This is a genomic window from Eubacteriales bacterium mix99 (genome assembly GCA_038396605.1).
GTDB lineage: Bacteria > Bacillota > Clostridia > Caldicoprobacterales > DTU083 > UBA4874.
Genome location: CP121690.1, coordinates 2,627,379 through 2,651,853 on the forward strand (window position 1 = coordinate 2,627,379; position 24,475 = coordinate 2,651,853).

Annotated in this window: 16 protein-coding genes and 1 riboswitch; of the genes, 1 reads left to right on the top strand and 15 read right to left on the bottom strand. The window is 49.4% G+C overall.

All coding sequences use genetic code 11. The annotated features are described in order from the left end of the window. Nucleotides 1–320 precede the first annotated feature (320 nt). The 11 genes from QBE55_11790 to QBE55_11840 form a co-directional block, all read right to left on the bottom strand. Nucleotides 321–1,682 carry a CdaR family protein gene (locus QBE55_11790; protein WZL78191.1) on the bottom strand — a complete coding sequence of 454 codons (1,362 nt, stop codon included), beginning with the start codon at nucleotides 1,680–1,682 and terminating at the stop codon, nucleotides 321–323. Further along, the gene (gene cdaA, locus QBE55_11795; protein ID WZL78192.1) at nucleotides 1,663–2,526 is read right to left on the bottom strand and encodes a diadenylate cyclase CdaA; all 864 of its coding nucleotides are present in this window, start codon (nucleotides 2,524–2,526) and stop codon (nucleotides 1,663–1,665) included. The genes QBE55_11790 and cdaA overlap by 20 nt, the downstream gene beginning before the upstream one ends. A gap of 95 nt (nucleotides 2,527–2,621) precedes the next feature. Further along, nucleotides 2,622–3,446 (bottom strand): N-acetylmuramoyl-L-alanine amidase, encoded by an 825-nt coding sequence (locus tag QBE55_11800; GenBank protein WZL78193.1) that lies wholly within the window; start codon nucleotides 3,444–3,446, stop codon nucleotides 2,622–2,624. 93 nt (nucleotides 3,447–3,539) lie between these two features. Then, complete coding sequence (locus QBE55_11805; protein ID WZL78194.1) at nucleotides 3,540–12,161, bottom strand: glucoamylase family protein; 8,622 nt, start codon at nucleotides 12,159–12,161, stop codon at nucleotides 3,540–3,542. Nucleotides 12,162–12,566: 405 nt separating this feature from the next. After that, on the bottom strand, nucleotides 12,567–13,643 hold the full coding sequence (gene tsaD, locus QBE55_11810) for a tRNA (adenosine(37)-N6)-threonylcarbamoyltransferase complex transferase subunit TsaD (GenBank protein ID WZL79935.1): 1,077 nt from the start codon (nucleotides 13,641–13,643) through the stop codon (nucleotides 12,567–12,569). A 30-nt stretch (nucleotides 13,644–13,673) separates the two neighbouring features. Next, the gene (locus QBE55_11815) at nucleotides 13,674–14,402 is read right to left on the bottom strand and encodes a TIGR01906 family membrane protein (GenBank protein WZL78195.1); all 729 of its coding nucleotides are present in this window, start codon (nucleotides 14,400–14,402) and stop codon (nucleotides 13,674–13,676) included. Beyond that, on the bottom strand, nucleotides 14,399–14,869 hold the full coding sequence (rimI, locus tag QBE55_11820; GenBank protein WZL78196.1) for a ribosomal protein S18-alanine N-acetyltransferase: 471 nt from the start codon (nucleotides 14,867–14,869) through the stop codon (nucleotides 14,399–14,401). Before rimI ends, QBE55_11815 begins: the two co-directional genes overlap by 4 nt. Beyond that, nucleotides 14,866–15,600, bottom strand: a complete 735-nt coding sequence (tsaB, locus tag QBE55_11825; protein ID WZL78197.1) for a tRNA (adenosine(37)-N6)-threonylcarbamoyltransferase complex dimerization subunit type 1 TsaB — start codon at nucleotides 15,598–15,600, stop codon at nucleotides 14,866–14,868. The genes rimI and tsaB overlap by 4 nt, the downstream gene beginning before the upstream one ends. Beyond that, on the bottom strand, nucleotides 15,581–16,060 hold the full coding sequence (gene tsaE / locus QBE55_11830) for a tRNA (adenosine(37)-N6)-threonylcarbamoyltransferase complex ATPase subunit type 1 TsaE (GenBank protein ID WZL78198.1): 480 nt from the start codon (nucleotides 16,058–16,060) through the stop codon (nucleotides 15,581–15,583). Before tsaE ends, tsaB begins: the two co-directional genes overlap by 20 nt. 92 nt (nucleotides 16,061–16,152) lie before the next feature. Then, nucleotides 16,153–16,773, bottom strand: a complete 621-nt coding sequence (locus QBE55_11835) for an ECF transporter S component (GenBank protein WZL78199.1) — start codon at nucleotides 16,771–16,773, stop codon at nucleotides 16,153–16,155. A gap of 103 nt (nucleotides 16,774–16,876) precedes the next feature. Continuing rightward, nucleotides 16,877–17,007: riboswitch (FMN riboswitch) on the bottom strand. A gap of 65 nt (nucleotides 17,008–17,072) precedes the next feature. After that, nucleotides 17,073–19,220 (bottom strand): Tex family protein, encoded by a 2,148-nt coding sequence (locus tag QBE55_11840; protein ID WZL78200.1) that lies wholly within the window; start codon nucleotides 19,218–19,220, stop codon nucleotides 17,073–17,075. A 345-nt stretch (nucleotides 19,221–19,565) separates the two neighbouring features. Here QBE55_11840 and QBE55_11845 point away from each other — a divergent pair, with 345 nt between their 5' ends. Beyond that, the gene (locus QBE55_11845) at nucleotides 19,566–20,432 is read left to right on the top strand and encodes a DegV family protein (protein ID WZL78201.1); all 867 of its coding nucleotides are present in this window, start codon (nucleotides 19,566–19,568) and stop codon (nucleotides 20,430–20,432) included. A 57-nt stretch (nucleotides 20,433–20,489) separates the two neighbouring features. On the opposite strand, the gene QBE55_11850 is transcribed toward QBE55_11845, so the two are convergent. The 4 genes from QBE55_11850 to QBE55_11865 form a co-directional block, all read right to left on the bottom strand. Next, complete coding sequence (locus tag QBE55_11850) at nucleotides 20,490–21,554, bottom strand: LysM peptidoglycan-binding domain-containing protein (GenBank protein WZL78202.1); 1,065 nt, start codon at nucleotides 21,552–21,554, stop codon at nucleotides 20,490–20,492. A 75-nt stretch (nucleotides 21,555–21,629) separates the two neighbouring features. Next, nucleotides 21,630–22,547 (bottom strand): non-homologous end-joining DNA ligase, encoded by a 918-nt coding sequence (gene ligD, locus QBE55_11855; GenBank protein WZL78203.1) that lies wholly within the window; start codon nucleotides 22,545–22,547, stop codon nucleotides 21,630–21,632. Then, on the bottom strand, nucleotides 22,540–23,520 hold the full coding sequence (locus tag QBE55_11860) for an RNA ligase family protein (protein WZL78204.1): 981 nt from the start codon (nucleotides 23,518–23,520) through the stop codon (nucleotides 22,540–22,542). The genes ligD and QBE55_11860 overlap by 8 nt, the downstream gene beginning before the upstream one ends. 13 nt (nucleotides 23,521–23,533) lie before the next feature. After that, the gene (locus QBE55_11865; protein ID WZL78205.1) at nucleotides 23,534–24,373 is read right to left on the bottom strand and encodes a Ku protein; all 840 of its coding nucleotides are present in this window, start codon (nucleotides 24,371–24,373) and stop codon (nucleotides 23,534–23,536) included. Nucleotides 24,374–24,475: the final 102 nt, after the last annotated feature.

Here is a 24,475-nt window from a genome sequence, read left to right on the forward strand (position 1 = left end):
ATAACTACAGTCCCAACCTTTTGCAGCATTTATTTCCGGCGGTACACAGACAACTCCAGCTCATCTTTGACTTGTGGAATTTAATCTTTCAGCTTTGAAATTTTAATTTTTTTCAGGTCTGTTTGCCATGCCCAAATTTTCTTCCAATTGATCATTTTTATCAATTTCACACTTTCCACACCTTCAATATCATCTCTTCAAGCCTCTATTCCAAGCCCTTTCCGGAACTTACCCCTTCATCTTTTATGGGGCTTTTGACTCTGGAAGGTACTTTTTCTATTCACATTTTATATATCCGGACAGATGTCCTGGTTCCCGTCTTATGGCGTTTCCGTAGGCTCCGGTGTTTCTGTCGGTTCCGGTGTTTTCGTCGGCTCCGGTGTTTTCGTCGGCTTCGGCGTTTCAGAGGATGTCGTTTCTTCAGCAACCGATGTAATCCGGACGGTTATCCTGTCTGCGGACTTGCTGACAATCTGTACTTCCTTCGGAGCCTTTAGATCCAAAGACAGATCATATTGGCCGGGACGAAAGCCTCCGTCCCCCGGGCTGATCTTTGCAAAATCAGCGGAGGCTGTCAGGCTTTGCTCATTCAGGGAGTTCATGGCGGTATACGATCCTTTCAACTGAACCGTAACCGGTGCACTGATGATTTCCGCATGAAAACCTTCCGGAATATTCTTCAGATCAATCTGATTCAGGACAATATCCTTGTTTGCCGTGGTTTCCCGAATATGAACCACAACACTGACCTGGTAGGACTGATCGGAAGATAAATATAAACCCTTTACTTTATTGACCGTCACCGTCTTTCGGACATCCTTTGCTGCGCCCTGAATATTTACTTCCTGGGTAGTCAAGGATTCCAGCTGTTCCATTATACCGGGAGAAGCGTCGACCTTTAACCTGTCCGGCCGGACTTCCACCTTATCCACCACAAACCCGCTGGCGGGAACACCGGTGATATTGACCTTCACCGGGATCTCCTGAATCGGATAAATCGGAATCCGCACCATGACGGTTTCCTGACGCAGATGCAGATATTCTGAGAAAACAACATTATTTTCGGAATCCATCAACCGAACAGGCATGGACTGTTCAATCGTACTCGCATCGCCATTCAGCTTTACTTCCACAACACCTTCCGCCACCTGTTCCACCAGGGACTGGGCACCATATATGGTAACATTCTCGGGCTCCACACTTGGCGAATGAACAGAATATCCATCTGCTGCCTTTCCAATCCCTTTCTGATTCACTTTCACCGGAATGTTCCTGGAGGTAATTCGATTCACGGTCAATGGCACTTCCGGGATCTTATCCAGCTTTACCTCCCGCGGGCGCAGCCCTTCGATCCTCAGCTCCACTTTCCGGGTCCCTGTCCAGTCTATGTGTTGCAGATCAAGGACAGCCTTCAGATTCGCCGTATTGACTTTCCGGATGTCATTCACAAGTCCCCGGATGCGGACCGTTACGGTGCCAACCGGCTTTTCCACCAAAGTCAATTGTTTGTCGTTCAATGCATCCTCATTGACAACAACAATCGGAACATCTGAAATGGGCCGGGTTGTTTCAGGATTCAGCTCACTGATGGCGTACAGCCATAGAATAACTGCTATGATAACAGAAATTATTTTCAGTACCAGATCGTTTTGCCATGGTTTTTTATTGTCCATCCTGTTCATTCCTTGACCTCCACTTTTTCACGATGAAGGAGCGTGGTTCCTTTTCCTTTACATACACCTTTTTCAATATTTCCTTTAAGCCTTTGGAATCCAGATATCTGGTAAGCTTTCCATTATTGGCTATGGATATGACACCGGTTTCTTCGGATACCACAATGGCAAGGGCGTCGGAATTCTCAGAAATGCCCAGAGCCGCCCGATGTCTGGTACCCAGCTGCTTGTTGATGTTCCCGTTGTCCGTAAGGGGAAGAAAGCATCCGGCAGCCGCAATCCGATATCCCCGCACAATAACGGCTCCGTCATGAAGAGGAGTATTGGGTACAAATATGTTTTCCAAAAGGGATCCCGAAAGTTCTCCATCAATCTTCACACCGGTATCGATGACATCGTTGATACCGGTCTTCCTTTCAATAACGATCAGGGCGCCTATTTTTGCCCTGGCCATATCCTGCACAGCTCTTGCGATCTCATTGATAAAAAAAAGAGGATCCTTTTCGTCCTGAATAAACATAAATCGGTCAAAGATACGCCCCCGCCCGATCTGCTCCAATGCCTTACGCAGCTCAGGCTGAAATACGATCAGCAAGGCAATGACACCCACCGTGGCAGTATTTTTTAAAATCCAGTATATGGTGTTCAGCTGCAGCCACTCGCTGAGCTTTGTTACAAACAGCAGAATGGTCAGTCCCTTTAATACCTGCTCTGCACGGGTTTCGCGGATTAAAAGAAGCATTTTGTATACCACATAGGACACAATGGATATGTCTATGATATGCCGGATGACCCATGGAAACTGTACATACGGTTCAATATAGGAAAACATTCTGGAAAGTCCATCCAACATGTTGGTACGCCCCTTGCTTTAAAGTATCGTTTGGTGGAAACACCTTTTAATTATATAACAACTTCCACCGGATAGGAAGGGACCAATTTGATGCTTTATCCCTTCCGTTTCATTATACCATATTCCCGGATATTATATAATCGTTGGCCGGGATATTCCCGGAAGGAATGCAGCAAAAGAAAAGGATGGGGATTCCTCCCATCCCCATCCCAATGAAATGCCTTTTCTTCTGAAAGATATTCCAGAATGCCGCTGTAAATGGACCAGGCGATCTTTTCCTGATATTCCTCCGTTTTCAGGAGAGCTTCTTCCCCGGCGTTGGACAGGAAACCGCACTCCACAAGGACCGATGGCGCAGGGCTGGCTTTTAAAATCCGGAGATTATCCACTGCTTTTGCTTCCCGGTGATTGCCCTCGATCAGATCTTCCGCCATCCGCCCCTGAATACATTTTGCCAGCCTCATTCCTTCTCCGCTGCCACTCATATAAAAAGCCTGAGCGCCGAAATACTGACTTTCCGGGAAATGATTCATATGAATGCTCAGTACGATATCTGCGTTGCTCTGCCGGATGATTTCCTCCCTTTTTTTCATATCCCCGGATTTATTGGATGCGGTTCCACGCTGGTTATCCCTTGTCAGAATCACCTTACTCTTTTTATCCGCAAGAAGTTTCTTCAGCTTCAGGGCAACTTTCAGATTCAGTTCATCTTCCCTCAGTCCGGACGGACTCAATGCGCCGGAATCAAACCCGCCATGTCCCGGATCGATAACAATCACCCGGTCCGAAGTGGATAAAATGGAAAAAGCGGGCTGCAGGGAATCCTCCCTGCTTTTCATAAAAAAAAGAACAAGCAGCAGGAGGACAAGCAGGATCCAGAATGCCGATATCCATCGCTTTGACAGATAATAAACCTTCAACGTTCCACCCCCAGTCGTATCACAGTCAGTACAAATTATTCATGGCTCCGGTGATTTATAACCCGCGGCGGCGGAAAAAGGCATCTGCAGAATCTACAGGCTGTTTCCCATGAGGATCTTGACATGATGTTCCTTCCCGTCATCGGAGAGGGGCACTTCCGAATCGGCAAGGATCTGACCGTCCAGCTTCATTTCTGCAATTCCCTGTTGTACCTTATTGGGATTTTCAACATCAATGGTGTATTTTGTTTCGCAATAATGATATTCCATGGTAAATCCGCTCCAGTCCTCCGGTATACATGGATGAACGGTGAAGGAGGAAGCCCTCCTCTGAAAGCCCAGCATTCCTCCGATCCCGGTACGGTACATCCACCCGGCCGCTCCGGTATACCAGGTCCATCCGCCTCTTCCGGTATGAGGAGGTATCGCATAGACATCCGCAGCCAGAACATAAGGTTCCGCTTTGTATCGGGAAGCTCCCAAATGGGTCCTGGTATGATTGATGGGATTGATCAGGTGGAAGAGACGCCAGGCCGTATTGCCATCTCCTGTCGCTGCGAACGCCAGAACCGACCATACGGCAGCATGGGTATACTGTCCGCCGTTTTCCCTGACGCCGGGGACATAGCCCTTGATATAACCGGGTTCCAGGTTTGACTGATCAAAAGGCGGAGTCAGAAGCCGGATTAAGCCGGCATCCTCGTCCACCAGATAATTCTGAACAGCCCGCAGGGCTTCCCGGACTCTTTCCTTTTTTCCTCCCCCGGACAGAGCTGCCCAGGACTGGGATATCAGATCAATCCGGCACTCCTCATTCTTTTCGGAACCAAGAGGCGTCCCGTCATCAAAGTAGGCACGGCGATACCATCCTCCATCCCATGCATTTTTCTCAATGGATATCCGCAGGGTTTCCGCTGTTTTCGCATAACGCTCTGCCCGTTCCGTATCCCCCCTTTTTCCGCAAATGGAAAGAAAACGATTCAAAACGTCATACAGGAACCAGCCCAGCCATACACTTTCCCCTTTGCCATCCATTCCGACCCGATCCATTCCGTCGTTCCAGTCCCCGCCCCCCATCAGCGGAAGTCCATGGCTGCCAAACTGCATGGCATGCTCCAAAGCCCGGATGCAATGATCATAGACACAGGATTGGTCATCCGAAGCCTGATAAATGGCATACCGGTCCTGCTCGCCGGGTCCAAGGGGCTCGGTTTCCGAAAGAAAAGGCACCGGCTCCTCCAACACGCTTTCATCTCCTGTCTCTTCGATATAATCTGCAGTTGCAAACGGAAGAAACAGCAGATCATCTGTGATTCTGGTCCGGACTCCCCGAAAAGGCGGATGCCACCAATGCAGTACATCCCCCTCCGGAAATTGATGGGCGGCGGATAAAAGGATCTGCTCTCGGGTCCGCTCCGGTGCACTGTAGACAAGAGCCATTGCATCCTGAAGCTGATCCCGGAAGCCGAAGGCTCCGCCGGCCTGATAAAAGCCTGTTCTCGCCATGATGCGACAGGCATAGGCCTGGTAGAGCAGCCACCGGTTCAACAAAAGATCCATGGAAGGATCCGGCGTTTTGACGCGCAGGGTCCCCAATATGTTTTCCCAGAATGCTTTCACTTCCTTCAAAGCAATTTCTGCGCTTTTTCGATCCGGATACCGGCTTTGGAGCTCCCGGACCTGATCCGGATTCTTTCCCTGTCCCAGATAAAACAGGACATCTTTTTCTTCTCCGGGAGAAAGTTCGATGGACACCTGTATGGCTGAGCAGGGATCAAACCCTTCATCGGCCCGGCTGGAAAGGTGCGCTCTGGTCATGCACGCCGGTTGGTCCGGAGAGCCGTTTCGTCCGATAAACTCCCTGCGGTCCGAAGTATAGGAATGGATATCCCGATTACAGGACAAAAATGCGGTCCGCCCTGCAAATTCTTCCTGATAGTAATTATATGCCTGCATACTGTTTGTTTCCCCATCAAATTCTGTCAGGATAAAGGGACCGCTTTCTTCCCGATTCACACCCAGGACCCATTCCACATAAAAGAACAGGGAAAGTTTTCTTGGGCGATCCGTATTGTTTTTCAGGGAAACACCAATTATTTTTACCGGATCCTTCAGGGGGACCAGCATGGTTTGCTGCATCATCATACCGTGACTGGCATGTTCAAATACTGTATATCCCTGCCCATGCCGTATCCGGTAACTTTCCGCTTCACGGACCGGCATGGGAGTAATGGTCCAGTATTCTCCTGTTTTGTCGTCCCGGACATACAGAATTTCTCCGGAAGGATCCCGGATCGGATCATTGGACCAGGGAGTCAGTTTGTTCTCCCGGCTATTCCCACACCAGGTATAGCCGGAACCGGATTCAGTGACCAAAAATCCGAACTCGGGATTGGAGATGATATTGCTCCAGGGAAGAGGCGTTACCTTCCTGTCCTTTAAATAAACGACATATTCCTTCCCGTCTTCTGAAAATCCTCCCATATCGTTGAAATAGGCAAGTCCCGCGGGCCGGGGAATTTCATTTTTGGAAACCACATGATAATCGATATCCTGCGTGTTCAGGAGAGGAATGGTTTCATTGGATTTTTTATTCAACAGCAGCTGAGAGGAAATCGATCCGTCTTCCCCGTTTAAAATCAGTCTGGATGCGCAAAACAGCAGACAAAGATCCTCCTTCGGTATATTGCTGCTTTGACGGAGGAACACGCCCCCCGGCTTATCCATAAGGTCGCGGGCATGACTGATTCCGGCCAGTTCCCTCAGGCGTTCGTTTACCGGCTGTTCATAACTGTTTCCATATTCATTCAGCAGCACCAGATCCACCTGCAGGCCTTTCAGTCTCATATATTCATGGGCTGTCAGCATTTGCTGCACCAGTTCCATATGTTCCATCCTGCTGACGCGCAGAAGGACAATGGGCAAATCCCCGGAAATTCCATATGTCCACAGAGTACTCCTGCCTTTCCGGTTTCTCCGTATCATTTCCCGCTTCCAGTCAGACGGCGGCCTGTTGTAAAGAATCTGTGAGGCCATGGCCTGATACAGATTGGCCCTTCCTGCCGAGATATTCAGATAACGGAGCTCCACCTGGGAATGTGTCCAGGCCAGCTCCATGGCACGATTTGCCACATTGCTGTTCTGACATTCCCTGGCCTGGGCAATGGCCGATTCACGGGAATCCGCAACTCCGGTTATATAGGAAATCCGAACCGTCTCTCCTGCGGAAAGATAAATTCTTCTGCGAATGCTCATAATGGGATCCAGTACGGCACCTGCAGAATCAGACAATGGGAATTCCGGATCCATTACCTGCGGATCCTTCAGAGTTCTTCCCCTTCCGATAAATCGGGCACGGTCCGTTTCATACTGTATGCTGCCCACCGTTTCTCCTTCCGTTACAACGGTATGGAACATCCACAGTGATTTCTGCGTTTTTTCCCGCGGTCTCCTGGTTGCCAGCAGAATATTCCGCTCCGGATGAAATTCCGTCTGGACAAACAGATTACTGAAGGCGGGATGGGCAAGATCGGCTGAAAAGGGAGCCAATACAATCTCAGAATAACTGGTTACCTCCATCATTCTGCCGTTTTCCCCATGATTTGTAAGGGAAATGCGACGGATTTCCCCATTATACTCCGGAGAAACCACAACCTCCATCCTGGTTTCAATATTCCCGTCTTTCCGATAAAAGGATGCACGGTCCGTTTCAAAGACGACCTTGTAATCCTCCGGCAGGATACCTGCAGGATGATAAGCGGCGGACCAGTAAGTATTGGAGTTCAGATTCGCAATATAGAACATCTCTCCCCAGTCATCCCGGGTAGCGTCCTTCCGCCATCTGGTGACAGCCTGACCGGAATACTGGCTGAACCCTCCCCCGCTGTTGGTCAGCATTACGGTGTAATTGCCATTGGACAGCAGAACGGTTTCCGGAAGAACGGTATGCGGCGTATGGATGGTTCTTTTTGCCTGGGATTCCTGATGCTTCCTTCCTTCCTCCAGATCCGGGCCCGCCATCTCTTCGTAATCCTTTATATAGATTTCCCTGCGCGGCATCCTTTCCTGAAGCAGCAATTCGGTGGCCTTTATCATGGGGGCAGAATGAAAACGTGCCTGCATGACATTATTGTTCAGGTAATTGTTGATGGCAATCAGTGCCATGCCCTGATGATGGGCCATAAAGCTTTTTACAACCATGCTTTTTCTTTTTTTTGGCAATCGCTCCGGTGTATAATCGATCGCCTCATAAAACCCGTAAGGGCCTTCCAAACCTTCCGACGCCAGGACCTCCATGTTGCGGAACGCAACAGCAGGCTCCAGGGGCAAAGCAAGGATGCCGGCATAGGGAGCCACAACCATATCGTTGATCAATCCCCTCTTCAGACCCAGGTGGGGAATGCCGAAAGCCTTGTATTGATAATTGAGATGCAGGTCAAAGGCATAAAAGCCGGATTCGGAAACTCCCCAGGGAAGATGACGCTGCTCCGAAAACTGTTTCTGTCCCCGGATTACAGCGGCATACGTTTCATCCAGCAGGGTATGGTCATAATTTCTCATGATGAGCAGGGGCATCAGATATTCAAACATGGTGCCGCTCCATGAAATGAGAACCCGAAGATCCCCGACCAGAGCCAGGGGCCTCCCCAGTTTAAACCAGTGCTTTTGGGGAATGTCCCCTTTGGCTATGGCAATAAAGCTGCTTTGCCTTGCTTCCGAAGCCAGCAGGTCATAGTAGGATTTTGTCAGGTGACCGTCTTCCACATTATATCCGATGGATAAAAGCTCCTGCTTCTCATCATAGAGAAGCCGGAAATCCATTTTGTCTATGATGTCCTTTATTTCACTGCGCAGCTGACGGCATCGACTGGCAAAATCCCGAATGGCGGAATAGGATCCGGCAAGGGAAATCTCCATATCCTTCAGCCATTTTCTGGACTCCCGGAATCCGGAGGATTGACAGGCATCCCGGTTCAGGGATACCATGATTTCAGAAAGGCTTTTTAAAATCCCCAGATAGTGATCATAAATATTCTGAAGGGATATGGGCCCGTTCAGCTGCTTCAGCAGCTTCGACATTTTCCGGGCTGTCTCCTGATAGACTCCTTTTTCGCTCAGCAGAGTGGCAGGAATCTTCTGAAGCAGCCGGCTCCAGGGGAAAAACAGTTCCTCCTCCGTCTCATATGCCGTAATCAGCTGGTCCACAGCCTTGCTCTGCCCTTTCAGGTCGTCCAGAAGTATCCGCCACTCCGATACACTGACGGTCTCGCTGTCTATCAGCGTATTCAGCAGGCTTTGATGCTCCATATCCTCCTCCCCGCTGTTCAGGGAAAGAACGTCCCGGAGTCCGGCGATGTTTTCCTTTCCGATCAAGGGGCGTTTGAACAGTTCTTCCATTCCCTGGCTCAACGTAATCAGATAGCCGATCAGATTTCCGTTATCCACGGTGGAAACATACAACGGCCGGAGCGGTTCCAGAGTCTGGGTATGATACCAGTTATAATAGTGGCCTTTCCACTGTTCCAGACGAAGCATGGTTTGGATGGTGTTCGCTGTTCTCTCCACAGCTTCCAAAGTTCCGATATAACCAAGATCCCGGGCAGTCAATATGGATAAAAGATAGAGACCGATATTGGTGGGCGAAGTCCGGTGTGCCACCCCGATGGGAGGTTCTTCCTGATAATTGTCAGGCGGCAGCCAATTGTCCTTGTTGGTAACCAATTCGTTGAAAAAATTCCATGTTTTATAGGCGATTCCCCTGATTTTAAAATCCTGTTCCGCAGAAAGCTTGGGAATGTGTTTGTTCTTTGGCTTGCTGACCAGATAGGCAATATAGGGGGAAAAGATCCAGCATACGGTGAACAGCAGGCTGTACAGCCAGAATTCCGGTCTTGCAGTGACCGTGGCGATGAAAAAGACAACGGACAGCAAAGCCGGAGCCCGCATTTTATCCCAGAAATCGGATAATTCCCCGCGAAATCTCCGATCAGAATCTGCAGCGGTAACCCATTCCAGCATGTTCCGATGGCTGACCATTACCCGCCAGATGGAACGGAAAACAGCATCCAGCATGACATAGGATTGATGCGCCAGAAAGACAAAGCCCAGGAGGATCTGAAAGAGCAGGCTTTTGGTGCCTTCCAACACACCAGGCAGTCTTTGCCCGGAATAATTGCCATTTTTACGGGACAGCAGTTTTCCTGCCAGATCCGTAATCAATGGAAAGAGAAGGGTCAGGAAAACAAGTCCGATCCACAGGGCTACTGATCCCGGCAATACAAGAAGGCTCAGGATAAGAATGACATATAAAGCAGGAGAAAGCAGACTCCGCCTCAGGTTATCTGTTATTTTCCATTTTGAGAGACGATTCAACGGGTTTCCGGCCAGCTCGCCCTTCTGATTGCGAACCTGGGATCCCAGCCAGGGGAGCAGCTGCCAGTCGCCCCGTGTCCATCTGTGAAGTCGCATGGTATACCCGATATAGTGGGCGGGATATCCATCGATCAGCTCAATATCCGTGACCAATCCGGCCCTTACGTAGCAGCCCTCCAACAGGTCATGGCTCAATACACTGTTTTCCGGAATGGCGTCCTTCATTACCCTGTTGAACACATCCGGCTGATAGATCCCTTTTCCAGTATAGATTCCTTCCTGAAACAAATCCTGATATACGTCGGATACGGCAGTGGTATAAGGATCCACGCCGGTTTGTCCGGAGAAGGTCAGGGAAAAGAACGAACGGCTTGCGCTGTCTACAGACACGCCGATTCTGGGCTGGAGCATTCCATAACCTTCCACTACTCTTGTTCCGTCTTCGCTCAGTACCGGTTTGTTCAATGGATGGGCAATTGCCCCGATTAATTTTTTTGCGGCATCCCTGGGCAGCTGGGTGTCAGCATCCAGGGTGATAACATATACAATTTTGCTCAGGACGGACAAATCCCCTGCCTGGATGAAATAACTGGTGTCCCTGCTTCCGGACAACAGGGCGTTGAATTCAACCAGTGCCCCTCTTTTTCTTTCCCAGCCCATCCAGGATTTCTGCTTTGGGTTCCACTGGCGATACCGATGAAAAAAATAGAAAATGTCTTCCCTTTCCCGTCCATAGCGCTGGTTCAGTTCGTGAATCATCCGTTTTGCCGTATCCACAATGACATTGTCGCTGTCTGTCTTTTCCTCCGGTCCATCCTTATAATCCCCCAGCAGGGCAAAATGAAGGTTTTCCTCCTGATTGGCAAGATAAAACACTTCCATCTGGTCAATGAGCTCCATGACCCGTTTTTCACTGGTCAATAAGGCAGGTATGACCACCATGGTACGGTATTCCTCCGGAATTCCTTCTTTCAGTTCCAGCTTGGGAATGTGGAATGGCCTGCATATTCTGGCAGCAGCCCAATGAACCAGACCAATGGCAATGCTGTAGACCGGCAGAAAGGACAAAACGGCAGCAAGCAGCATATTCCAGAAACCAGGGAGAACGGAAGTATGGAAGACAGCAGCCAGGAACAATACCATACCCAGCGCCGTCAGCAAACCGATGAAACCAAAATAAAGGAATGCATTCCGTTTTCCTGTTTTCCGGCGGGACAGTCTCCCATTCATCTTTGCTTCCAGCAGACTTCTGCCCTGATCGACAATATAGTATCCAATGTGCCGCATTTTCTCCAGGGAATCCTCCTGATTTTCCCTTGCACATTCCAATGCTTTTTCGGCAACCTGCAATTCATTGGCACGATGCTTTTTTGCAATCTGCTCCACCCTGTGACGGTAGCTGTTCCTGGATGCAAAGTCCATCGCAGAATATATGCCGGCGGGATCCTGACGAAGGATCCGATCCAGAATGCTGAGTTGTTCAAAGATTTCATCCCACCTCATATTGGAAACGAGGCGCAGACTGGTTACCGCATTTCCCATGGAACCCTGACTGGACGCCTGGGTCTGATGAACCTGCTGCACGATTTCATCTGCACTGGTGTGCTGAACGGCAAGCTTGCCATCCACCCATCGGATAATGGGTGCAGCTTCTCCTCCTTCCTCCCTCAGCCGCTGCAACAGCCGTTCTGCATAAACCGGTTTCAGTACTTTATTCGCTGCATCGTGTTCGGTGATCACTTTTCGGAATTCATCCCGATAGTCCGGGTCCTCTCTGGATCTGGTCAGACTGTTCATCAGTTTCACAGCCCATTCATCCGCCTGCTTTCGCAGCTTTATGGATTCGGAAATCATCACAGCGATATCCTTGATGGTTTCCAGCAGGCAAATACGAAGAAACAACGGAATCGCCCAAAGTTCCCTGCAGGTTAACGGAGCGTGAGCCTGATATTCCTCCAGAAACGAAACAATGGTCTCCTCTTCCAGCCTTCCGTTGAGAAATTCTACCAGCTCTGCAGCCATTCCGTAAATTCTTGGAAATCCTGCATGGTCTCCCTTTGTCAGAACCGGAAGATTCCGTGATAAATCACTGGTTATATGATACTGTGTCTCCTTGAACTGTTCCTCTATTACATAAAAATTATCCAGCAGCCATTCCGCAGCCGGAACGATGTTTCCTCTGGATTTGATGTCCTCACTTGTGGATTGGTAAGCCTGGATCAGAATCTGATTGGCTTCCCCCAGCCTGGGGAGCTTACATCTTCTGTTTCTGCCCGGAGCTGCGGTTATCTGCTTTACGGCCATTTCTTCAGCAAGTTGTTTCAGTTGTTCCAAGTTTGGCATAATCACAAATGCTCCTTTGCATCGACGGTATGACCTGGATTTTTCCAGTTCAAAAAAAGAATCAACAGCTTGGATCAGATAAGCCTTGATTCTTTCTCATAAAGGCAAAATATAGTATGTTCCGTATGGATTCAAATTATCCGGATTTCATGAGCAAACTACGGCATACTGTATTTACAGCAAAAGAGTATGCGAATCCTGTTGTTTTTGAAAGAAGAATGTTGAATCATGCCGTGCTTCATTTATTAGAATATTATAGACAACAGCATATCCACATTATACACAGAGTTATCCACAGGTTCGAAGCCAAATTTCAAAGGATCTCTCCCGTTATCCACATCCGGACCCCATGGGTTATTCCCAGCGTTTCTTTTGGTCCATTGAAAGGTTTATGAAAGATTCCATTCATAAACTTTCCGAACGTTCCGAATAAACCCGTCCAGGCAATGAAACATGGGGAACAGCATTCAGGGATAAATCGGAAAGATTGCCTTTTCGCAGCTGATAATAACCGGCACAGGCAATCATGGCAGCATTGTCCGTACATAAAACGGGCTGCGGATAGAGTACATGGATGTGCCTTTTTTTCGCTTCTTTTTCCATTTCCTGCCGTAAGGCAGAATTTGCCGCCACTCCGCCTGCCATGGCAATATACTTCCCATTCAGCCTGAGCGCACTGTTTATGGAATTTTCCGTGAGTACATCCACCACTGCCTGCTGAAAGCTGGCAGCTACATCCTCACGGGAGACCGTCTCGCCCCTTTGCTCCTCGTTGTGCAGATAATTGATCACGGAGGTTTTGAGACCGCTGAAGCTGAAGTCAAAAGGATGATCCTTGAAATGGGACCGCGGAAATGCCACAGCATCGGGATTTCCGCGTCTGGCCAGCCGATCCACAGCCGGACCGCCGGGGTATTCCAGTCCCAATGCCCTCGCCACCTTGTCGAACGCCTCTCCTGCAGCATCGTCCCGGGTTTGCCCGATCATTTCATAACAGCCGTAATCCGTTACGGAAACCAATTGGGTATGACCTCCGGAAACAACCAGGCAAAGGAAAGGAGGAACCAGTTCCTTGTGCTGGATATAATTTGCACTGATATGCCCTTCCAGATGATGGACACCGATCAAGGGCCTGTTCAATCCAAATGCAAACGCCTTGGCCGCGGAAACCCCTACCAGCAGGGCTCCCACCAGACCCGGGCCATAGGTCACTGCCACAGCATCCAGCCGGGATTTTGGCACACCGGATTGCCGCAGGGCCTCTCCGATGACTTCATTGATTGCCTCCACATGCTTTCGGGAAGCAATTTCAGGTACCACCCCTCCATAAATCCTGTGAGTGGCAATCTGAGAAGCAATGACATTGCTCAATACCTCCCGGCCGTTTCGGATCACAGCGGCAGAGGTTTCGTCGCAGGAACTTTCAATGCCGAGAATGAAAACTTCTTTTTGTTCCTTTATGAAACTCACTTTTTCCTTCATTTGTTGAAAATACGACATGTTTTCTCCTTCTTATTTGCAAGCTGACTTTTCCCGTCCTGCATTCTTCCGGCGCTGCCTTCTGGCCTGCCGATGCAGAAAAATCGCCGGGATCGCCAAAATAATGCTTCCCCCCGCAAAAAATACCATTACACACTGTACTGCATGACTGAAAAAGGATTCGGGAAGCATTTGTATCATAATGTCCGTTTCCGGATTCAACAGCCATAAATCATTATTGAAAAACAAATAATGAAACTGATCCCAGTAGTAAGTAAAATTGGAACGAACCAAAGGAATCAGAACGGCAAGCAGCACCAGCAAAACCACACCGGCTGCCAGGTAAGAGGAAGCAAGGAAGCGGAGAGGATGCTTTCCGCTGTTGAAATACAGAACCGCGCCGAGAAGCAGAATACCGGCAATGGAAAACTTCTGAAGCCTGTCTGCAAAATCGAACAGGTTTCGGACATCCACCATATGGGTGGTTTCCCGGTCATTGAACACCAGGCGGCGTTTTCCCCGGATTTCCGCTTCCACGTCCAGGGAATCCCGCTTTCCCCGGATGTAATCCACCAGCACTCCGGTTACACGGGACAGATCCTCCCGGGAGATCCCGATGGCCTCTGCGGTATTCAGCCGGTTATACTGTTTTTCATAAAATGCTTCGTTATAGGCAGTCCATTGAATCCCGGTAACCAGCAGAACCGGGAAAACAAGAACGGAAACCAGAAAGCCTGCCAGATAGTTTATTTTGTTTCTCATCCCGATATCCGGACCTCCCCCTGTATATGAAAATTCCACATAATCAATGCATCTTCCCGATTGTTGCTGTAATACCCCTTCCGGATTCCTCCTCTCTCAAATCCCATGGAATCGTACAGGTGAATGGCAGGATAGTTGGACACCCGGACCTCCAGGGTCATGCGCTCGATGCTCAGCCGGCAAGCTTCCTCCATCAGGGTCTGCATAATCAGGCGGCCAAACCCGCGGTTCCGGTAATCCGGATGAACAGCGATATTGGTAATGTGCGCTTCGTCCAGTATCAGCCACATTCCCCCGTATCCGACTACTTTGCCTTCCGTCCGGACGGTAAAGTATCTGGCACACTTATTTTCCTCCACCTCCAGCCGTAACGACTCCCTGGACCATGGCAGGGAGAAGCACAGCTTTTCCAGCCGGGATATGTCTTCCAGCTCTGCGGAGATCATAGGCCCGATTTGTCCATTCATGGCGTTTCCCCCATTTCTTTTCCACTGGCCCGCTGCTGCCGGGATCTTTTTTGCTCGGCCTGCGACGGTCTCAGATAAAATGGCTTTAGACTCTGGCATGGGACTGCTTTTCCTTCTGCTGCTTCCCTCATGCCAAGCCATCCGATCACCGAAGCACGTTGATAAGTGAGATAAGGGGGAGCGAACCGTGCGGACTTCCCCAGCCTTTCCGACAGCTTATCCCGATAAACCGGGATTCCATCTCCCACAAAGTATATGGGCTTTTGAGAAAGAATCAACTGATCCGTCAGCTTCCCCACAGGAAGTGCGGAATAAGGCATCAACGGGACATAGCGATTCCCTTCCCACCGATAAACGCAGGTATAAACCTGGTCCCTTCTGGCATCCATAATGGGACAAACCAATGCGTCCTCCGGGCCTGTCACGTTGTAGGCCAGAGCATCCAGGGTAGGAACGGCTGCTGCAGGCTTTTCCACTGCCTGGGCCAGCCCCTTGACGGTGGAAATGCCAATGCGCAGGCCGGTAAAGGATCCCGGCCCTCCGGACACTGCAAACAGGTCCATCTGGTCCGGCGTCATCTGACAGGAGTTCAATGCTTTCTCCACCATGGGCATCAGGATCACCGAATGATTCTTTTCAAGATGCTGATAGCCCTCATACAAAAGCCGGTCCGCCTCCAAAATGGCTACGCCGGCAACAATGGAAGAAGAATCAATGGCCAATACCTTCATACGGGCGAAGCACCTCCTCCAATTCTTCGAACCTTCTGCCAAATGGCTCCAGAGTGATTTTCCTTCGGGTCACAGAATCCATTTTAGACAGGCTTATTTTCATATATTCCCCCGGAAGCAGACTGCCCATTCTCTCCGGCCACTCCACAATGGCAATTCCGTCTCCATAAAAATACTCTTCATAATCCAGGTCGTAAAGCTCTTCCGGCTGGGTCAGCCGATAGAGATCAAAATGATAGACCGGATATTTGCCGACATACGGATTCATCAGGGTAAAAGTCGCACTGGTAACCATATCGGAAACGCCGATGCCACAGGCAATTCCCTTGGATAGAACAGTTTTGCCGCTTCCCAGGTCTCCATACAGCAAAAGGATATCCCCCGGTCTTACGTTTTCTCCAATGTGTTTGCCGAAGCCCAGGGTATCCTCTTCGGACTCTGATATCCATATCAAGATCATTCACCTCTAAATCAATTCATCTTTGAAAGGAAACTTTCGATCCTTCCGGTATGATATTCCATATTATATCATAAGCAATCTCCTGTGGAGAGTTATTTATGCAGAACAGGGGACAGCTTTTTATAGATCAGCATGGTCGCTGCGGACAGAACGATGCTCTTGAACAGGTTAAAAGGAACGATGCCAAACAAAATCAGGGTCCTTACACTGGTAACGGCATTGCCCGGCGCTGCGGCAAGAATCTGATCCAGTGGCATGAACTTCTGATACAGGGGAAGGATCAGAAAAGCATTGGAAAAGCATGCCACCACCGTCATAACCACAGTACCGATCAGCATCCCGACAACAGCATGTTTTTTATCCTTGTACCGTAAATAAAACATGGAGGCCGGGACGACAAAACAGCACCCCACGATAAAATTGGACAGCTCCCCGACTCCTCCGGTATCGGTCCCCTTAATCAGGATATTCAGGATATTCTTGATCAATTCAACCAGAACTCCTGCTGCCGGGCCAATGGCAAATCCACCCAGCAGTGCCGGAAGATCACTGAGATCCATTTTCAGAAATGCCGGAAAAACAGCGACGATGGGAAAGGAAAGCACCATCAGTACAAAGGACACAGCGGAAAGCATGGCAATCTTCACCAGATTCCTGGTGTTCCACTCCATTTTCAAAGTCCCGGCTGCCCTGACCTGACGATCGTGATTCATAGATATCTCCTCCTGAAAATAATAGAAATAACAAAGAATCAACAAATACCGTGAACGTAAAAACGCTCCCGAAAAACCTTCAGAAGCGTCAAAAAAACAAACATAACACCTTCTCCCATCCAGACTATACTGTCGGTCCCGGAATTACACCGGATCCATCCTCTGAGGACTACTCTCCAAGGATTTGCGGACTTTACCGCCGGTCGGGAATTGCACCCTGCCCTGAAAGTTTATTGATGACTCATTTATTTGATTATATCATAAATATTACAGGAAAAGCAAGACAATTTTACAGTATTTTACAGTCCTTTCATGGTCAAAGAAATCCGCTTTCTTGGAATATCCACACTCAGTACCTTTACGGTTACAATATCACCGACCTGTACAACATCCATCGGGTGTTTCACGAAATGATCCGACATCTGAGAGATATGAACCAGCCCATCCTGGTGTACGCCGATATCGATGAAAGCGCCAAAGTCAATGACATTCCGCACCGTACCGGTTAGAATCATATCCGGCTTCAGGTCCTCCAGACTCATGACGTCGGTCCGAAGAATCGGCTGTGGCAACTCATCCCTTGGATCCCGCCCAGGCTTCTGCAATTCCCGGACAATATCCTGAAGAGTGGGAAGCCCCAGACCCAGAGCATGGGAAACTTCTTTTAAGTCCCACTTTTTTGAATTCGCAGCCAGTTCCCTCAGTCCTTTTTCGTTCATGCCTTTTGGGCAATCCATCCTTTTCATCAAACCGGTCACCGCTTCATAAGACTCCGGATGGACACCGGTATTATCCAGAATATTCTCTCCGCCAGGTATCCGGAGAAAGCCGGCACATTGTTCAAAGGCTTTGGGTCCCAGCTGCTTTACACGCAGAAGCTGTTTTCTGTCTCGAAATTTCCCGTTTTCCTCCCGAAAGGAAACGATATTCTTTGCCATAACAGGGGTAATGCCGGAAACATACTGAAGCAGGGACACCGAGGCAGTGTTCAAATCAATGCCCACGCTGTTGACGCTGGACTCCACCACACCTTTCAGGGCCTCTGTCAGCCGCTTCTGATTGACATCGTGCTGGTACTGACCGACACCGATGGACCTGGGATCAATCTTTACCAGCTCCGCCAGGGGATCCTGAAGCCTCCGGGCAATGGAAACAGCACTGCGGAGGGACACATCATACTCCGGAAACTCCTCACTGCCCAGCCTGGAAGCGGAATAGACCGAAGCACCCGCTTCGTTTACCATGACATAGGAAACCTTTCTGTCCAGCTCCCTGCACAGCTCCGCGGTTCCCATTTCACTTTCCCTGGAAGCTGTCCCATTTCCAATGGCAACCACCTGCACATGGTGTTTCCGGATCAGTTTCTTAAGAATGTCCATTGCCCCGGCCTTATCGTGGTTTGGCAGCGTCATGTAAACCACTGCCGTGTCCAGTACTTTTCCGGTATCATCCACCACAGCGATTTTGTTTCCTGTCCGGAATCCCGGATCCATTCCCAGAACGGTTTTCCCTTTCACCGGTGGCTGCAGCAGCAAATTGCGCAGATTCTCCCCGAAAACCCGGATGGCCTGTTCTTCCGCCTTCTCCGTCAGTTCCCTGCGGATCTCCCGTTCAATGGAAGGGGCAATCAGCCGTTTGTAGGAATCCTCCGTTGCCTTCTGCAGAAGTTCAACGCCGATACTGGGCCGGAGGATCACTCTTTTGGACAGCCGTCCTATGATTTCTTCTTCCTCAAGCCGGATTTTTACAGAAAGATATTCCTCTGCTTCTCCCCGGTTCAAGGCCAGGATCCGATGAGGAACGATCCGTTTTACTGTCTCACTGTAATCGTAATACATTTCATAAACGGATGATTCGTCCTTTATCGCTTTTGTTTCCAATATGCCATGGTTCCAGGTGTATTCCCGGACAAGTCTGCGATGCTCTGCATCGTCTGAGATTCGTTCCGCCAGGATATCCAGGGCAAGGCGTACAGCGTCTTCGGCTGTATCGACTCCTATTTCCGGATTTATGAAGCTTTGAGCCAGTTCCTCCACTTTGCCCTCCCTTCTGTCCTGATTCCACAGAATATCGGCAAGAGGCTCCAGACCCTTTTCCTTTGCAATGGTTGCCCTGGTTCTGCGTTTGGGGCGAAAAGGACGGTAAAGATCCTCCAGTTCCGTCATGGTCCGCGCCTTTTCGATTTCCTGCCGCAGTTCCGTAGTCAGCTTGTCCTGATCCTCTATGTGACGGATAATTTCTTCCCGGCGTGCTTCCAGGCCCCTGATGTAGAGCAGTCTGTCATGCATGTCCCGGAGGACGGCATCGTCCAGGCCGCCGGTTGCTTCTTTCCGGTATCGTGCAATAAAGGGAATGGTGCACCCTTCGTCAATTAATTTCAGTGTATTCTCAACCTGGTGTTCTCGGATATGGAACTCTTTTGCCAGTTGACTTGCAATATTTATCATATACCCTCCACTTGTCCTGAAATTGGAAAACCATTCCCATCTGCGAATGAATACATGGACGGGACCACATAAGAAACGTGGTTGATCTCCCTGTTTTCCTATATGCAGTTTATCACAAAAATCCACGACAGAAAACCAAAGGTTTTACGGTTTGATAAGCTATCGTTTTATTCGTCATGTATCGTTATGCATATTCCTCGATGGGATCCTCCTGATGATCCGACACAGGGATACTCTGGAAGATCTGTTTTTCTGTACTTTTCCGGTCTGACTTCTTCTATATTATAATAATCCTTGAAATATATTTATAATTTATAGCAGTACAATCAAACAGGAGGTGATTGTATGAATCCGGTTATTCTTATTGATTCCTGCGCTGATCTTCCCTATTCTTATGTGAAAGAGCATAATATTCCCGTCATCCATTTTATGTATCGCTTCCGGGGATGGGACCATTTGGATGACTTCGGGCAAAGTATGGATTACAGGACGTTCTACAACGGGGTACGTAACGGGGAAATGTCAACCACCACCCAGGTCAATGCCGAAACCTATGCCGAATTTTTTACCCCCCATGTCAAAGAGAAAAGATCCATCATTTATCTCTGCTTCTCTTCCGCCCTGAGCGGCAGTTACAACAGTGCTGTTCTGGCCCGGAGCATGCTGCTGGAAAAGTATCCGGACGCAGATATTACGATCATTGATACCCGTTCTGCATCCATGGGAGAAGGCCTGCTGATCTGGTATGCAGTCGATCTGCTGGAAAAGGGGGCCGGCAAGGACGAAATCATCCAAAGGGTGGAAAGCAATAAGCCAAAGCTGGCCCATTGGTTTACCGTAAGCGATCTGAATCATCTGAGAAGAGGCGGACGCATTTCCGGCACCTCGGCTTTTATTGGTACCATGATGGATATTAAGCCTATCCTGCATGTGGATGAGGAAGGCAGGCTCATTCCGGTATTCAAGGTAAAAGGAAGGAAAAAGTCCGTTCGGGCCTTATTTGAAAAAATGGAGGAAACCATTGTCCATCCGGAGGATCAAATCCTGTTCATCAGCCATGGAGATGCGGAGGCAGATGCCAATCATCTGGCCGATATGATTCGATCCAAATATAAGGTAAAAGACATCTGGATTCACCCCATGGGCCCTGTTATCGGTGCCCACGCCGGTCCGGACAGCCTTTGCCTGTTCTTTCTGGCAGATAAACGATGAAAGCGGATAAAAACAAGCAGTAGTTCCAGGGAACTACTGCTATACCTTTTTATACTGTTATGCCATAGGGATGCAGATGCGCTGTCCGATCTGCAGACGGTTCGGATCCACTCCGGGGTTGGCCGCCATGATCGCTGCCACTGTGGTATTGTAACGCTGAGCCAGGACATAGAACGTATCTCCCGCACGGATCGTATAAGCCATGGTTCCTCCCGGGCATTGTCCGGGTGTCGTGCCGCCGGGAATGCAGATGCGCTGTCCGATCTGCAGACGGTTCGGATCCACTCCGGGGTTGGCCGCCATAATCGCTTCCACTGTAGTATTGTAACGTTGGGCCAGAACATAGAACGTATCTCCTGCACGGATCGTATAAGCCATGGTTCCTGCCGGGCATTGTCCGGGTGTCGTGCCGCCGGGAATGCAGATGCGCTGTCCGATCTGCAGACGGTTCGGATCCACTCCGGGGTTGGCCGCCATAATCGCTGCCACTGTAGTATTGTAACGTTGGGCCAGGATATAGAACGTATCTCCCGCACGGATCGTATAAGCCGTGGTTCCTGCCGGGCATTGTCCGGGTGTCGTACCGCCGGGGATGCAGATGCGCTGTCCGATCTGCAGACGGTTCGGATCCACTCCGGGGTTGGCCGCCATAATCGCTGCCACTGTGGTATTGTAATGCTGAGCCAGAACATAGAACGTATCTCCTGCACGGATCGTATAGGCCATGGTCCCTGCCGGGCATTGTCCGGGTGTCGTGCCGCCGGGAATGCAGATGCGCTGCCCGATCTGCAGGCGGTTCGGGTTCACTCCGGGGTTAGCTGCCATGATCGCTGCCACCGTGGTATTGTAGCGCTGGGCCAGGACATAAAACGTATCTCCCGCACGGATCGTATAGGGCGTGGTTCCTGCCGGGCATTGTCCGGGCGTTGTGCCGCCGGGAATGCAGATGCGCTGCCCGATCTGCAGACGGTTCGGATCCACTCCTGGATTCGCCGCTATAATGGCTGCCATGGTGGTATTGAACCGCTGGGCCAGGGCGTAAAACGTATCTCCCGCACGGATCGTATAAGGCTGCGTCCCTGCCGGGCAGGTCTGAAACATATCGTATTCGTCATAATACATACGGAATATCACCTCCAATTGGATATTACATTATATGCAATCCAACAGGTGATGTTCTTTCCGGAGCAGAATATTCTATTTTTCAGTCATCTGGCTATTTTTTTCTTGATTGATGTGTTCCAGTATGAAGTCCATATTCTGCACATTTTCCTGCAGCAGGAGCGGTTGAAACAGATCCCCTTTTTCCTTCAGCCGGGATGCTGCATTGAGCAGATGGAAATCCTCCGGACGGATTCCCATCCGGACTTCTTCCCAGCTGACCGGCATGGAAACCGTTCCTTTGGGTGTAGCCCGTGGGGAATAGACCATGGTTATGGTTTTTCCGTTCCACATCTGCAGATAGTCAAAATACAGTCTGTGTCCCCTTTTTTTTACCATGCGTTCTATGGTGATTTTCTGAGGGTATTTCTGACTGAAATAACGGCCAAAGAATTCATTGATTTTTCTGGCAGCATTGTAATCATAGCGCTGCCCGATGGGGATGTAAATCTGGAGTCCCGTAGCGCCGGAAGTCTTGATCCAGCTTTGAATATTCAGTCCCATCAGGGTTTCGTGGATATCCAGTGCCACTTCGATAACATCTTCAAACTCCTGTCCCTCTGAAGGATCCAGATCGAAAACCAGATCGGTCGGATAATTTTCCTTCCGGACCCGGTTAAAGCCGGTATGAAACTCCAGTGCCGCCTGATTACCGAGCCAGGCCAGTGTGGACAGGGAATTCAGAAGGGTATACCGGTGTTCCCTCCACTCCGCTTTTTCCAGCCATTCCGGTGCATAATCCGGCGTGCTTTTCTGAAAAAAGGATTTTCCGCCCTCCCCGTCCGGATAACGGATTGCAGTCAACAGGCGGTCTCTGGCATGAGGTAATATATATGGCGCCAATTCGATCAGTTTTGTAATGTAGTCTATTTTCCGAATGCCCAGTTCCGGCCACAGCATCTTTTCCGGATTTGTAATCCTCACCCTGTTGCCGTCCACCATCAAATCATTCATCCATCGACCATTCCCTCCCGTTTGCATCTTCTGCCCGAAGGTCCGTAAACCCCAGAATCCTGGGGTGCCGCAGGTAGCCTTTATCCGTCCATTCCAAAAAGCGAACCCAGCAGGTGATTTGCGGATTCAGCCAGACGATGGGCCCGGAGGAACCCTCCACAAAGGAACGGACGGCATCGGGAAATGGACAGCTTTCCTTTTTTTGTACCTGAGAAAATCTTTTCAGGTTTTTCAGATCTTTCTGGGTCAGGCCAAGAGAAACCTTTCCGACACAGATCCATTGATTCTGGGGATGAATGCCCAAAACCAGGGAATTTGGGGAATCACCTTTCCACTGAATGCCGCATACTGCACCCAGGATCCTTTTCAGGGCTTTATGCTTATACCAGTCATGGTGCTTTTTTGAAGGAAAATAAAGGCTGTTCCTTCTTTTGGATACGATTCCTTCCCAGTTTTTCTCCTTCATCAGCTGGAACAAGGCCTGTCCATCCGAGAAATCATCGGTAATAGCAATATTGGAACCTCCCGGGAACGATATTGTGTCGCGCAGGATTTCCGCTCGCTCCTTCCAGGGCAGCCCGGTAAGAAGGCGGTCATTTCGAAACAGAATATCAAACAGGACATAGGCAACCGGATAAGCCCGGGTATAATGGGCAAGCCGGTTTGAATTGCGCACCTGCTCCCGTATCAGGCTAAAATGGAAGGAAGGCTTGCCATTCTGTCCCAATACCACCATTTCTCCGTCCAGAACAGCGTTCTTTGCCCGAATTCCATCCCGGATGCCATGCAATTCCGGATAGAATTGTGTCCGGTCCCGGCCACTTTTGGTAAAAATATGCAGACCTTCGCTGTCGGAACCGGACTGATAATAGGTCATGCCCCGGATCCCATCCCATTTGATCTGATGTACCCACTCCGGCCCGGTAAGCAGGGTTCCGGTTGATATCGGCTCCATAGGGGGAATCCATTCCATGGTGTTTCCTCCTTTAACCGCTCGTTGTCTTTTTCTTTTTTGCAGTTCGTTCCGGCTTTGGTGGAGAGTCGGTAGGCTGTTTCAGCCGTCCCGTTTCCTTCACGCTTTCCTGAAGAGCCTGCATCAAATCGATTACATTCTGCCGGGGAGCCTTTTCCTGAAGGATTACCTCATCCCCTTCGATCTTTTTATGGATCAGTCCCAGAAGATCCTTCCGATACTCATCCGTATAGTTTCCCGGATCGAATGCAGTTGTCAGATTATCAATCAGCTGCATCGCCATGGATAACTCCTTTTCATCCGTCTTGCCGGCCTCCGGTATATTTGGCACCTGCACAATGTCACGTACTTCGTCCGGATAAAAGATGGTCTCCATAACCAGCAGATTCTGATAAACCCGTACTGCTGCCAGGGATTGCCTGTTCCGTATGGTGATTTTTGCGATTGCAATCCTTTCGGATTGATTCATGGCTTCTCTCAGCAGATTATATGCCTTTTCCCCGGTATCCTGGGGAGACAGATAATAGGTTTTTATAAAATAAATGGGATCAATCTCCGTCAGATTTACAAAATCAAGAATTTCTATTGCCTTGCCGGTGGATTGCTGCAAGGATTCCAGATCCTTGTCGTCGATGATCACAAATTTTCCAGGCTCATATTCGTAACCACGGACAATATCCTCCTGTTTAATCTTCTTGTTGCAGGTGGGGCATACTTTTTCATATCGAATCGGGGTTCTGCATTCCTTATGAATATATTTGAAGTGCACATCCTTGTCTTCCGTTGCCGCAAACATTTTAATGGGAATGTTCACCAATCCGAAACTGATGGATCCTTTCCACATTGTGTGCATAAAATTCCGTCTCCTTTCCTATCAAAGTCCTGCTACTATGTTTTGTAAGTATTCATTCGTTATACTTGTTCCCGGACAAAAAAACACTCTTCGTTCGAAGAG